This window comes from Herbiconiux sp., assembly GCF_004297105.1.
Lineage (GTDB): Bacteria > Actinomycetota > Actinomycetes > Actinomycetales > Microbacteriaceae > Herbiconiux.
In genome coordinates, this window is sequence record NZ_SCVE01000012.1 from 405,465 (window position 1) to 418,446 (window position 12,982).

General features: G+C 67.8%; 13 protein-coding genes. 1 reads left to right on the forward strand and 12 read right to left on the reverse strand.

All coding sequences use genetic code 11. The features are described from left to right. Window position 1: 1 nt before the first annotated feature. The 11 genes from EPO52_RS08325 to EPO52_RS08375 all read right to left on the reverse strand — a co-directional run bounded on the left by EPO52_RS08325 (window position 2) and on the right by EPO52_RS08375 (window position 10,555). Entirely contained in the window at window positions 2–1,198 is a 1,197-nt protein-coding gene (locus EPO52_RS08325; RefSeq protein WP_290804572.1) for a Gfo/Idh/MocA family oxidoreductase, read from the reverse strand. Further along, a complete protein-coding gene (locus tag EPO52_RS08330; protein WP_290804575.1) occupies window positions 1,195–1,593 on the reverse strand; it encodes a DUF6379 domain-containing protein in 399 nt (132 codons plus the stop codon). Before EPO52_RS08330 ends, EPO52_RS08325 begins: the two co-directional genes overlap by 4 nt. Window positions 1,594–1,604: 11 nt before the next feature. Continuing rightward, the gene (locus EPO52_RS08335; protein WP_290804578.1) at window positions 1,605–2,387 is read right to left on the reverse strand and encodes a nuclear transport factor 2 family protein; all 783 of its coding nucleotides are present in this window, start codon (window positions 2,385–2,387) and stop codon (window positions 1,605–1,607) included. A gap of 13 nt (window positions 2,388–2,400) precedes the next feature. Further along, entirely contained in the window at window positions 2,401–3,429 is a 1,029-nt protein-coding gene (locus EPO52_RS08340; protein WP_290804582.1) for a TIM barrel protein, read from the reverse strand. 20 nt (window positions 3,430–3,449) lie between these two features. Next, window positions 3,450–4,553, reverse strand: a complete 1,104-nt coding sequence (locus EPO52_RS08345; protein WP_290804585.1) for a sugar phosphate isomerase/epimerase — start codon at window positions 4,551–4,553, stop codon at window positions 3,450–3,452. Beyond that, window positions 4,550–4,942 carry a DUF6379 domain-containing protein gene (locus EPO52_RS08350; protein WP_290804588.1) on the reverse strand — a complete coding sequence of 131 codons (393 nt, stop codon included), beginning with the start codon at window positions 4,940–4,942 and terminating at the stop codon, window positions 4,550–4,552. The genes EPO52_RS08345 and EPO52_RS08350 overlap by 4 nt, the downstream gene beginning before the upstream one ends. A gap of 67 nt (window positions 4,943–5,009) precedes the next feature. Continuing rightward, window positions 5,010–6,557, reverse strand: coding sequence for a GMC oxidoreductase (locus tag EPO52_RS08355; protein WP_290804590.1), 1,548 nt, complete (start codon window positions 6,555–6,557; stop codon window positions 5,010–5,012). Further along, window positions 6,554–7,348 carry a TIM barrel protein gene (locus EPO52_RS08360; RefSeq protein WP_290804593.1) on the reverse strand — a complete coding sequence of 265 codons (795 nt, stop codon included), beginning with the start codon at window positions 7,346–7,348 and terminating at the stop codon, window positions 6,554–6,556. The genes EPO52_RS08355 and EPO52_RS08360 overlap by 4 nt, the downstream gene beginning before the upstream one ends. 51 nt (window positions 7,349–7,399) lie before the next feature. Then, a complete protein-coding gene (locus EPO52_RS08365) occupies window positions 7,400–8,236 on the reverse strand; it encodes a carbohydrate ABC transporter permease (RefSeq protein ID WP_290804595.1) in 837 nt (278 codons plus the stop codon). A 1-nt stretch (window position 8,237) separates the two neighbouring features. Continuing rightward, window positions 8,238–9,179: a sugar ABC transporter permease gene (locus tag EPO52_RS08370; protein ID WP_290804598.1), complete on the reverse strand. Its 942-nt coding sequence runs from the start codon at window positions 9,177–9,179 to the stop codon at window positions 8,238–8,240. A gap of 86 nt (window positions 9,180–9,265) precedes the next feature. Further along, window positions 9,266–10,555, reverse strand: a complete 1,290-nt coding sequence (locus tag EPO52_RS08375) for an extracellular solute-binding protein (RefSeq protein WP_290804600.1) — start codon at window positions 10,553–10,555, stop codon at window positions 9,266–9,268. A gap of 160 nt (window positions 10,556–10,715) precedes the next feature. Here EPO52_RS08375 and EPO52_RS08380 point away from each other — a divergent pair, with 160 nt between their 5' ends. Next, window positions 10,716–11,657 (forward strand): LysR family transcriptional regulator, encoded by a 942-nt coding sequence (locus EPO52_RS08380; protein ID WP_290804601.1) that lies wholly within the window; start codon window positions 10,716–10,718, stop codon window positions 11,655–11,657. A 16-nt stretch (window positions 11,658–11,673) separates the two neighbouring features. On the opposite strand, the gene EPO52_RS08385 is transcribed toward EPO52_RS08380, so the two are convergent. Further along, window positions 11,674–12,978, reverse strand: a complete 1,305-nt coding sequence (locus EPO52_RS08385; RefSeq protein WP_290804603.1) for a DUF6379 domain-containing protein — start codon at window positions 12,976–12,978, stop codon at window positions 11,674–11,676. Window positions 12,979–12,982 lie beyond the last annotated feature (4 nt).

Consider the following 12,982-nt stretch of genomic DNA (forward strand, 5'->3'; position numbering starts at 1 on the left):
GTCAGTTCTCCTTGCCTGCACCCGCGAGGGCGTCCTCGCGGTCCGTCCGCACCCAGCGCGAGCGATCTCCCGCGCTGAGCTCCACCGCCTCGAGCACTCGTTGCACCGCGAGCCCTTCGGCGAATGTGGGATGGGCGTCGACGCCTTTGTCGATGCCCTCCACGAAGTCCTTCGCCTGGTGCACGAAGCCGTGCTCGTAGCCGAGCATGTGCCCTGCCGGCCACCAGGCCGAGATGTACGGATGCACGCCCTCGGTCACCAGGATCTGCGTGAAGCCCTGCAGCTGCTCCTCCGCCGTGCGGTCGTAGAACCGCACGGAATTGAGGTCTTCCAGGTCGAAGGCCAGAGCCCCCTTGTCGCCCGAGACCTCGAGGGTGAGCGCGTTCTTCCGGCCGGTGGCGAACCGGGTGGCCTCGAACGAGGCAAGAGCCCCACCCGCCAGCCGGCCGGTGAAGATCGCGACGTCATCGACCGTGACCTCGCCGAAGCCTTCGGCGGCGGTTCCCGCGAGGCCGGATCCCGACCCCTGCAGCGGGCGCTGCTTCACGATCGTGTCGACGACACCCGACACCGATTCGATCGCCTGCCCGGTCACGAACTGCGTCATGTCGATGATGTGGGCGCCGATGTCGCCGAGTGCCCCCGAGCCGGCGTGCTCCTTCTGCAGCCGCCATGCGAGCGGCATGGCGGGGTCGACCAGCCAGTCCTGACGGTAGGCCGCACGCACCTGCTGCACGGTGCCGATCCGTCCCTCGGCGATGAGATCGCGCATCAGGGTCACGGCCGGCACCCGTCGGTAGGTGAAGCCCACGCTCGACCGGATGCCGCGGGTGGCCGCTTCGGCCGCTGCAGCCGTCATCCGTTCCGCCTCCTCGACCGAGTTCGCCAGCGGCTTCTCGCACAGCACGTGCTTGCCGGCGGCGAGCGCCGCGATGGCGATCTCGGCGTGCGAGTCACCGGGGGTGACGATGTCGACGATGTCGATGTCGTCGCGGGCGATCACCTCGCGCCAGTCGGTGGCGGATTCCGCCCAGCCCCAGTGAGCCGCTGCTTCGGCGACGGCCTCGGCGTTGCGGCCCACCACGACCGCCATCTCCACCGCATCGGGCAGGTCGAACACCGCCGGGGCCTGGCGCCAGCCCACCGAGTGCGCAGCGCCCATGAAGCCGTAGCCGATCAGCGCGACCCGGAGGGTCATGCCAGCACGACCTCGCGCTCGACCGGTACGCGGTTGGTCACGTAGCGGCCCGGTGCGATCTGCATGTACAACAGGCGCATCGTGAGCACCACCTCGACGGTGATCTTCTCGCCCGCCGCGGGCACCTCGTCGAGCGAGATGAGCACGTCGGGGCGATCGGCCACGAACCAGAGGGTGTCCCACTGCTCGGGCAGTTCCTCGATGCGGTACACGGTGCCATCGAGGGAGAAGCGCAGGCGCTCGGTGGGAACGGCGACGCCGTTCACCGTGGCGGCGACGCCGTCGACGGCCGAGAGCCAGAGGCTGCGGTACCAGGGCAGCTGCACCGAGACCGCGATGCCGTCGTCGGTGCGTCGGACGTCGTTCTCGGAGAACAGGGAATTGTGGGTTGCCATGGGATTCGTCCTTACTTGAAGGTGTCTTCGAAGGTGTCGTGCGCCACCGGCGGTACCGGCTCGAGCTTCTGCACCGTCTCGGGGTTGTAGGGGTAGTTGAGCTCGGGAGCCGGCTCATCGGCCGGCGGCATGAACACCGGCTTGCCGTCGTCGCCGAAGTACATCAGGTCGAGGTCGAAGGCACCCTGGTTCTTCACCCCGAAGCTCACCCAGTTCTCCTCGAAGGGAGCACGGGCGAGCTCGTAGCAGCGGAACTTCCAGAACTTCCACTCGCCGTCCTGCTTCAGGAAGTCGATGGCGTACTTGCACCACACCCAGTGCGCCCAGACCTTCTTACCGAGCACCTCGTCGGGCGAGTACATGTCGGGGAAGGCCTTCGCGACCTCGGGGTCGGTGAGGCCCGACTCGGTGCCGGCCATCAGCCACACGCCCTTGGCGGTCTGACCGTCGGCGGCGACCTCGATCACCGGGGTGGTCGTGGCGTGCAGGATGAGTTTGCCCACGGGGCTCGGGCGGTCGCGGTGGTAGCGGGTGACGCTCTCCCACGTGGTGTACTGGCCGGCGTTGGTGTACCGGGCCCGGATGCCCTCGGTGCCCTCCTTCACCCAGAGCGGGATGATCTGCTCGTCCTGGAACGCGTTGTGCAGGTACATGTACCGGCTGAACAGGTTCTCGACCTGTCCGCGATCCTCGGCGTGCTGGGCGAGGCGGCGGGCATCCGCCACCTCATCGCGCAGTCGCGCGATCTCGGCGGCCAGCTCGGCCACGGTCGGCTCGATGGTGGTGTCTGTCATGGTGATTCCCCTGTCAGGCCGAGACGGCCGCGTAGTCTTCGATGGCACGGCGCATGAGCGCGTGCTGCTTCTTCACCAGATCGATGGGGTCGGCCTCGCCGAGATCGGAGAAGGCGTGGCCCTCCCACTCGCTCGAGAGGTAGCCCTTGTAGCCGCCCTTCACGAACTGCTGCACGATCAGCGGGATGTCCATGGCGGGCTCCTGGCCCTCGGCGTCGATGTCGTAGAACTTGGCGTGCACGTGGAAGATCTGCGGCATGATGTCGAGCCACTCCTCCGCGGGCACCAGTCCGTGCATGTTGAACGCGAGCCGGGTGAAGGGGCCGAGACGCGCGAAGTCGAAGTTCTCGCTCGTCAGGAAGTCCTCGAACTTCTGGTTGCGCACGTACATCGGGGTGGGCTCGTGCCAGATCTCGTCCATCACCTCGAAGTACTTCTCCGGCATCCCCATCTGGCTGAGCGTGCGCAGCAGGGTCGGCGAGAGGCTGTGCATGGTCGACGAGAAGTCGGCCGTGAAGCCGAGCCGGTCGCTGCCGAGCTCCTCGTACACCTCGCGGATCTCGACGACCTTCTGGTCGTTCGGCCCTGAAGGGGCGTGGATCTCGTAGCCGAGGCGCTGGTCGTACTTCTCGGCCAGCGGCAGAAGGCTGCGCAGCAGCTCCTTGCCCGCCGAACGGATGACGATCGTCTTGAAGCCGAGCGTGTGCGCCGACTTCAGCTGCCGGGCGAAGAACTCGTACTCCTCGTCGGGCGACATGTCACGGCCCTTGCGGCGCCCCATGTCGAGGTTGGTGCCGACCGCGCTGGCCTCCAGCCCGTACTTCTCCAGGCTGTCGAACCAGAGCTTCACGAACGCGTCGTCGACGTCGGGGTAGGTGCGCAGCATCTGCGCGAAGTTGAACTCCACTCCCGGGCCGATGCCGTTGTCGGCCACCGCCTTGATGAGCGTCTCCGGGGTGTAGAGCCCCGCAGCGAACTCGCTGGTGAGCGAGTAGAGCGTGATGCCGAGGTCGATGCCGGTACCGGCGATTCCGTCTGCCATGGTCTGTCTTTCTCGTGAGCTCAGCGGGTGGGCTGGGCGAGGTGGGAGGAGAGGATCGCGCGCGCTTCGGCGGGATCGGTGATCATCCGCGAGCCGGCGTCGGCCGCGGCGGAGCGCTGCACGGCGTGCTCGCCCCGGATGATGTCGAACGGGCTCTCCCAGGAGTTCCAGTGCCAGCCCTCGTACTCGCTGGAGATGGCGCCGCTGTAGCCGTGCTCGATCAGGAAGCGGATGAGCCCGCGCACCGGCACCGACGGCTCTTCGCCGTTCTCGTCGATGCCGAAGAACTTGCCGTGCACGTGACGGATCCAGGGGGCGATGCCCTCCCAGGTGTCGATCTGCGCGGGACCGAAGAGCCCCGTGCCGTTGATGGCGAAGTCGATTCCCAGATCGGGCCGGCCGTACTGGTGGGCCAGCCCGATGAAGGCGCCGAAGCGCTCGCCGTGCGCCTCCTGCGTCTCGGGCGGCCCCTCCTGGTAGGTGCGGTTCCAGAGCTCGCTCACCGCGGTGAGCAACTCCTCGCTCGCGCCGCGCCGCCGGTAGGCCTCGAGCAGCGACGGAGCGAAGCCCACGACGGTGGCGCCCCAGTCGGCGGTGAAGCCCAGCAGGGGCGAGTCGATCCGCTCGAACGCGTCGCGCAGCCGGATGATGTCCTCGTGACGGCCGTGGTGGTGGGCGTGCACCTCGAGGGCGAGAGTGACGCCGGTGCGCTCGGCCACCGGGAGGATCTTCTCGAAGAACTCCGGCGGGAGACCTGTGGGCGTGATGCGCGCCACCGGGAACCCGAGTGCCGCCGCGGCCTCGACCTGGGGCGTCATGTACTCGACCACCTCGTCGATGCTCATCAGGCGGCGCGGATCCACCGCCCAGTCGCCGTTGGCGGCCAATGAGGTCGGCACGAGGTCGAGTTCGGCCATGATGTCGCGGAACCAGCCCACGAACGCGTCGTCGACCTTGGGGAAGTCGCGGATGCTCGAGAAGCCGATGATCTCGACCCCCGGCCCGAAGCCCTCGGCCGCCACCTTGCGCAGCAGCGCTTCGAGGTCGTACTCCCGGGCGTGGAAGGCGCGGGTGAAGCTGTAGAGCGTGACGCCCTGGATGGGCGTGCCGAGTCGGGTCGTCATGATGCCACCGCTTCCATGGTCTTCTCGTTGTGCTCTTCGATTCGAAGCACTCCGTGATCGGTGACGATGTAGGGGATGTAGAGCTTCAGCGCCACCCGCACCTCGTGCGATCCGCCGGGTTCGAGCGGGATGCTGCCCGAGAGCACGGCGGAGTCGGTGGGGAACCACCACTCGTCGATCACGCCGACGAGGTCGTCGAGCCTGTAGGTGCGGCCGTTCATGGTCCAGCGGATCGAGTCGGCGGGGGCGGCGACGCCGTCCACACTGAACTCGACCTCCGAGACCGATGCGGCGGGCAGCGAGCGGTACCAGGGGAGGCGCACTTCCACCGTCGAGGTGGAGCCGTCCGTCTTCAGCGTGTTCTGCTCGATGATGCGATCGGGGATCATCCCGTCCTCCTCGTCGGTGACAACTTTGTCATTATTCAGTCATTCTATGGTTGGAAATCGACATAAGTCAATGCGCGGAAACCGCGCGAGTGGCGATCGCTCGCGCACCCTTGACGGCCAAGGCCACCGACGTGAGGGTGGGATTGCACGCGGTCGAGGTGGGGATGACGTTGTTGCCGGCGACGAACAGGCCCTCAACCCCCCACACCTCGCTCTCGGGACCGCAGACACTCGTGCCGTCGTCGGTCTCGCCCATTCGAGTCGTGCCCTGGTAGTGCAGCGAGGCCCCCAGCGGGAGCTGGAACGGATGATCGTCCAGGGGCGCACCCACGGCCTCGCCGAGTCGCACGATCTCGCGACGCGCCCGGTCGATCACCGCACGATCGCGCTCGGTGAGCGCGTAGTGCACCCGGATGGCGGGGAGGCCGTAGGCGTCGAGAGCATCGTCCGCGAACTCCAGCCGGTCGTCACGGCGGATCTCCTTGGCGCAGAACAGGCCCAGCCCCACGATCGAGCCGGGGATCACGGGGTCGTCGTCGGCCAGCGGGATCGGCGACGCATCCAACTGCATGACCTGTCCGTGGAAGGGCAGTTCGTCGGTGAAGGGCACCCAGCTCACGCCGCTCGACTCGCTGAGCGCTCCGCCGGCCGCGGCGGCCGTGCCGTCCACGGAATCCTCGATGCCCGTGATGCGCGCGGCGAAGACCACCTGGGACTGATCGTTGAGGTACCGGCCGAGAGCGTCAGGACGGATGCCGGACGCCCAGAGCAGCTGCGGCGTGCGCATCGCGTCGGCCGCCACCACCACGAACCGGGCCCGCACCAGGTGGGTGTCACCCGTGCGCAGGTCGCGCACCTCGACGCCCGAAACTCGGTGGCCCTCGGAATCCTGGACCACCCGGGTCACGAGCGTCTCGTCCAGGAGCTCGAAGTGCGGATTGGCCCGCGTGACGTCGCCGAGCACGACATCGGAGCCCGACCACACGAGGGCGCCGTCATCGCGCCGATGCACGGCAAGCGGCATCCGCTGCACCCTCGCGGCGGGTGTGCGCCCCTCGTCGACCGCGGCGGCGAGCCGCTCCCGGAGGAGGTCGCCGAAGGGAGCGGTGTCGAAGGCGTGGGTCGTGACACCCAGCAGCCTCTCGCCCTCGTCCAGCAGCCGGTCGAGCTCCCCGGTGTCGTCGAGGAAGCCGATGCGCTCGCTCGCACCGGGACGCGGGCAGGCCGCCGTCCAGTGCGCGCCCATGCCGCCGACGTTGCTCGACATGGCGGCGAGCGGGAGGCCGTCTCCGCTCGTGGCGAAGTCGCCGTCGGGAAGCAGGAAGGTGCCGGGTCTGGCCCGGCGCGCCCCCTCCGCCACCGCACGGGGCGAGTTCAGGGTCGCCTCGCCGGCGCCCGGCCCCTCGGAGCGCCGCTGGGCCGCGGCCCGGGCATCCGGGTCGACGATGTTCTTCACGTGCGATCCGGCGGGCTCCGACACCGTCGGGCCCACCTCGAACATCGCGATCGTGAGGCCCGGGGCCTCCTCGCTCAGGATGCGCGCGTAGGCCGCGCCGGTCGGCCCGCTTCCCACGATCGCGACGTCGACCGCATCCGGATAGCGCCGGTCGCTCATGACCGCGCCGCGACCTCGCGGATGAGAGCGACGGAGGCGTTGCTCTCGGTGGTCGGGTAGTACTCCAGCCCGATGGGTCCGTCGTAGCCGGCCGCACGCAGAAGACCGAGCCGCTCGTCCCAGTCCAGGGCGCCGGTGCCCGGCTCGCCGCGCCCGGGCGCGTCGGCCAGCTGCACGTACTTGATCAGCTCGCCGCCGTTCGCCAGTTCGGCGGCCATGTCCTCCCCCTCGACGGCCGAGTGGTAGATGTCGTAGAGCACGCCGAAGAAGGGCGAGTCGACGCCCCGGGCGACGTACACGCCCTCCGCGGTGCGGTCCAGCAGCGAGCCGGGGTGGTCGACCCGCACGTTCACAGGCTCGAGCACGAGGGTCACGCCGGATCCATCGATCTGCGCGATGGCCTTGCGGTAGATCTCGATCAGCTCGTCGAGCTGCGTCTGCCGCTTCGATCCACCGAAGCCGGTGCCACTGCCCACGACGATGCGGGGCGTGCCGAGTTCCTGGGCGATGGCGACGCCCTCGTCGAGCTTCGCGTAGAACTGCGAGTGGTCGCGGGGCGGGATCATGAACTGGGTGCGGGGCTCCGAGAGCTGGGCCACCAGCGCTGTGCCGGTCTCCTCGAGCGCCGCCTTGAGCGCCGGGATGTCCTTCGGCTTCGCGGGGGCGTCGACTCCGGTCGGCCCCCACATCTCCACGGCGGTGAATCCGGCGGCGGCGGCGGCGCGCACGCGGTCCTGGTAGTCGCCGGCCTCGGTGTAGAGGAGTTCGATATTGGGCGCGAGCGTGTACATGGTGTCCTGCTTTCGTGAGAGGTGTGGTCGGAAAACTGCGGGCGTAGGGGGCTATCCCTTGAGGCCGCCCGCGAACCCCTGCATGAACTGCTTCTGAGCGAAGAGGAAGAAGGCCAGGATCGGGATCATCGAGACGATGACGATGGCGAAGATCTGGTTCCACGACGACACCAGGGAGCCGATGTAGTAGTACATCGCCACGGGCAGCGTCTGGTTCTGCGATCCGCCGAGGAAGATCAAGGAGGTGAAGAAGTCGTTCCAGACGATCAGCCCGGCCAGCGTGGCGACCGTGCCGGTGGCGGGGGCCATCAGCGGGAGCACGATCCGGAAGAAGATCTGCGTGCGACTCGCTCCATCGATCGCGGCCGCCTCCTCGTACTCGGTGCCGAGACCGCGGAAGAAGCCCGCGTAGAGGAAGATCGCCAAGGGCAGCAGCATCCCGGAGAACAGCAGGATCATGCCCCAGACCGAGCCCGTGAGGCCGATGGCGCGCGCTCCGATGTACAGCGGCACCGTGCCCAGCTGGGTCGGCAGCACGATCGCGATGAGGAAGAGGTAGAACACCCCGCGGCTCCAGCGCCGGGTGCTGCGCGAGATCACGTAGCCGGTGAGCGACCCGAGCAGTACGAGCAGCACGATGCTTCCCGCCGTGATGATCACGCTGTTCACCAGACCCATCACCACATTGGAGTTGCCGGAGGCGGTGAGCACCTTGGTGAAGTTGGAGAAGTCGAGCGACACCGGGAGCGCCAGCGTCGACGAGGTGATGGCCTCGCTGTCCGACTTGAGGGCGGTGGTGATGAGGAAGTAGAACGGCGCCAGGAAGATCAGAGCGATGATCCAGAAGGCGACCTCGCGGATGGCGGTGAACTTGGTGTAGCGGAACATGTCAGTTCTCTCCCTGCTTGCCGCTGGTCGCTCGCTGCTGGATGACGGCGAACACGAGGATGATGACGGTCAGCACCAGGGCGAGTGCCGCACCGAAGCCGAAGTTGCCCAGCGCGAACGACTGCTTGTAGACCTGGGTGGCCAGGGTCTCCGTCGCTCCCGCCGGCCCACCGCCGGTGAGGGCCATGATCTGGTCGAATACCCTCAGCCCGTTCACCAGCCCCAGGGTCGTGGAGATCGCGACGGCGGGTCGGATGCCGGGGAGCGTGACGTGCACGAAGCGCTGCCAGAGCGTGGCGCCGTCGATGGCCGCCGCCTCCTCGACCTCGACCGGAACCGATGACAGCCCCGCGATGTAGATGACCATCGCGATGCCCGTGTTCTGCCAGACGAGCACGATGAGCACCGTCCAGATCGCCCAGGTGGGGTCGGCCACCCAGGCCTTGGCGTACTCGCCGAGTCCCATCGACTTCAGCATCAGGTTGATCGGGCCGTTGTAGTCGAAGATGAACTTCCAGATGTACGACACGGCCAGCGGGCTGAGCACCACGGGCATGAAGAACAGAACCCGCAGGATGTACCGAGACTTGAGTCCGCGGTTCAGGCCGAGTGCGAGCACGAGGCCGGCGACGTTGCTGATGATCACCGATCCGAAGGCGAGGAACAGCGTGTTCAGCAGCGACCCGAACTTCGTCGGGTCCGAGAAGATCTTGACGAAGTTGTCGAGGCCGACGAACGCGAAACTGCCGATGCCCGACCAGTCCGTGAAGGCGAAGAAGCCGCCGATGGAGGTGGCGACGTAGTGGATCGCGAGCACCATCACGATGCCGGGGAGCGCCCACCACCAGTGCCCGAACGAGAGCTGTCGTGAACGGCGCGGTGCGCGGGTGTCGTCGCGCGGCTGTTCGCGGTGCTCGTCGCGGGTTCGGAGAGTAGCGCTCATGATGTCCTCATCGTCATCGGGGCCGGGAAGAGGTGCCGTCCGAGGGAGATCCTCCCCCGGACGGCACCCGATTCAGTCGCGTCGGATCACGCGTCCCACGCGGAATCCATGTCGGCGAGCACCTGATCGACCGTCTTCTGGCCCGTCAGCAGGCCCTGGACGCCGGTCTGCAGGGCGTCGTACACCGAGGGGTTGGGCCACACGTTCGCGGGAAGCGGCGTGTAGGAGCCATCGGTGAGGAGGTCGACGACCGAGGAGTAGACCGTGTCGCTGAGGTCCATGTCCTGGTAGGCCGAGATCGGGAGCTCACCGGAGTACTCGAAGTACTTCTGCTGGGCTTCAGGGGTGGCGAGCCAGTCGATGAAGTCCTTGGCCGCGCTGTTGTCGGCCGACTTGGCGTTCAGCGACATCGTGTAGTTCGAGCTCGCGAGCACGTACTGCTTGCCTCCGTCAGGAGCCGGGAACGGCTGGATCTTGAAGTCCGCCTCCGCGGGAGCAGCTGCGGCGATCTCCACCGCGGATCCCGACGGGATGAAGCCGCCGATCGACGTTCCGCCCGCGAGGCCGTTGGTGATGGCATCGAATCCGCCACCCTCCACGCCCGGCTGGAAGCATCCGCCGTTCTTCAGGTCGATGATCGTCTGGAGCGTGTCCTTCCAGCCATCGGTTCCGGCGAAGGTGACCTTGCCGTCGGCGCGCTGCTGGTTCCAGTCGGGGGTCTCGGCATAGACGCGGCTGGCCGCGATGGCCTGGGCGGTCAGGCCGGCGTTCGGGCCGGCGGCGCCCGCCACGGCGAACATCGACTTGCCCGCAGCGGTGAGAGTGCTGCAGTCGGCGTAGAGGTCGTCCATCGTGGTCGGGAACTCGGTGATGCCGTTCTGCCCGGCGGTGCCCATCGACGCCACGATCGAGGCGACCGTGAAGTCGAGCGGCTGGCCGTAGACCTCGCCGTTGTACTCGAAGATCGACTCGCTCCCCTTCGGCACGAGGTTCTTCGCCGTGTCGCCGAGGGGTGCGAGGAAGCCCGCCTCCGCGAGGGGCACGAGGCCGCGGGCGTCGCCGGAGCCGGGAGTGGTCTGGATGACGTCCGACGCGTTGCCGGCCGAGAGCTGGGTGCGGATGGTCTCGCCGTACTTGTCGTTCGGCGTGGGGTTCGACGTGATCTTCACGTCGGGGTTGGCGGCCATGTAGTCATCGGCCAGCGACTGGTAGGGGCTCTTCAGGTTGTTCGACGTGGCGAACGTGAAGGTGAAGGAGTTGCTGTCTCCGGACGATTCGTTGCTCGAACCGGAGCAACCGGCGAGGATGAGGGCGGTCGCGGCCGTAGCGGCCACCAGGGTCGTGCGGAGGACGCGAGAGCGACGTTGCTGTGCCATGTCCAGCCTTTCTGACTTCGTTGTCGGCGGCCCATCGGTGGGCCACGCCTGCTGTTTCGCCAGTATTGCATCCCTTGTGCTAGAAAAGCACATAAGTCCTTTCGATGTGCTGCATAAGGTAGAGTCGAACATCGCCCGTTGACCGGAGGATCACACTGTCGTGGCCGACTACTCGCAGCTCTCCCGGCTCGACCTGAACCTTCTCGTGGCCCTCGACGCGCTCCTGACCGAACGCAGCGTGACCCGCGCGGCCGAGCGGCTGCACCTCAGCCAGCCGGCGCTCAGCGCCTCGCTCGCCCGGCTGCGCACGCACTTCGGTGACCCGATCCTGGCGCGCCGGGGCAACTCCTACGAGCTCACGCCGTTCGCGCTGCGCATCTCCGAGCACACCGCCACCGCTCTCGAGGCCGCACGGCGGGTGTTCGAGAGCCAGGCGACCTGGTCGCCGGCGCAGTCGAGCCGCGAGTTCTCGATCTACGGCTCCGACTACGGGTTCGCCACGATCGGCACCGTCGTCGCGCGCCTCGCGTCCGAGCGCACGAGCGGAGTGCGATTCCGGTTCCTGCTGCACAATCCCGTCGTCGTGGAAGACGCCGCGAATCGCCTCCGGTCGGCCGATGCGATGATCCTGCCGCACGGTTTCATCACCGACATGCCCTATGCCGACCTCTGGCACGACGACTGGCACGCGGTCGTGGCCGACTCGAACACCGCGGTGGGCGAGACGCTCTCCATGGCCGACCTCGCCGCTCTCCCGTTCGTGCTCACCTACGCGTCACGGAGCGCCTTCACGTCGGCTGCTCGGCAGATCCAGCAGCTCGGCGTCGAGCCGCAGATCGACGTGGTGGTGGAGAGCTTCCTCTCGATGCCGTACTTCGTGCTCGGCAGCCAGCGCGTCGGCCTCATCCAGGGCGCCCTCGTGCCGCTCGCCCGGAGCATCGGAGGCCTGAGGATCGTGGAGCTGCCGTTCGCGGCCACACCCATCACGAACGCGCTCTGGTGGCATCCGGTTCACGGCAACGATCCGGAGCACGCCTGGATGCGCGCCCTCTTCGCCGAGGCGGGCCGGTTGGTCGAGGAGACCGTGCACCGCTCGTCCTGAGCGGTGCACCGGCCCGTCAGTCGAGTCGCGACGCGATGCCGCGCATCAGCGAGTGCTGCCGGCGCACCTGCTCGATCGACCGCCAGGGGTCGCGCTCACCCTCGTACTCGCTCGAGAGGTACCCGGTGTAGCCCGCATCCTTCAGGCCCTGCAGCACGGGGCGCCACGGGATCTGCTGATCGACGAGATCCTCGTCGATGTCGTGGAACTTCGCCTGCACGAACACCACGTACTCGCCGATCGCGAGGAGGTCGGCCGGATCGACGCCGATACCGTCGAGGAAGGCCGGCCGGGTCTCGCGCGTCTCGCCCGGGCGCAGCGGGATCGGGCGGTCCTGGAAGATCCCCGTGTCGATGAGCAGCCCGAAGTGCTTCGTGCCGGTGCGCTGGATGAGATCGATGTAGTCGTCGACGACCGGATGCTTGACCGGCGTCGGCGAGTGGATCTCCGGCGCGATCACGACGTCCAGGTCGGCGGCGAGCTCGAGGCTGCGTTCGACCGACTCGGTCCAGATCGGGTCGGGAACGAGGTCGCTCGACACCACGCCGATCTTCGGGCGCACGAAGGAGAAGCCGAGCTGCTTCGCCAGCCGCAGGTCGCGCTGCAGAGCCGCCGCGCTCTCCGCCGCGGTCATCGCTCGCGCATTGGGTCCGCTGGAGTGAAGCCGTGTGTCGATCCAGGAGCCGTAGTTCGTCGGGGTGAGGGAGTACTGCTCGAGCAGGGCGAACCACCGGTCGAGCCACGCGGTCGACGGCTCCGGATAGCCCGCGACGTGCGCCTCTCCGAGGATCTCCACACCGGTGGCGCCGACGTCGGCCACATGGGCGAGCGCCGACTCGAGATCGAGCACCGTACCGAAGTCGTGCATGAAGCTGTACAGGCTCACTCCGTACTGGAACGGCCCACCGTCGTCCGAGGAGCGCAGCGTGATCGACCGCGTCTCCCGGAACACCGACGGCTGGTGCTCCTCCGGGATGTACGACATGCGAAGACGGAGCTCGACCGACACCTCGTGCACCCCTTCGGAGAGCCCACCGGGGTAGGGCACGGTGATGATCGCGGCGTCCTCGAGGGGCCAGCGCAGGCCCTCCGAGTCCCAGAGCTGCTGCAGCGTGCGGGTCTCGCCCTGCAGCGTCCACAGCGGAACGTCGGCGGGCACGTCGACGACGTCATCGACCCGCACCGCGACACCGTCGATCAGCGAGGCGGTCATGCCCCGGTACGACTGCATCCGCAGGCGCACTTGGAAGCCGGTCACCTCACCGCCTTCGGTCACGTTGTGGAAGCCGATGGACTGGATGAGGGTGCGTTCGAGGAGCATCTTC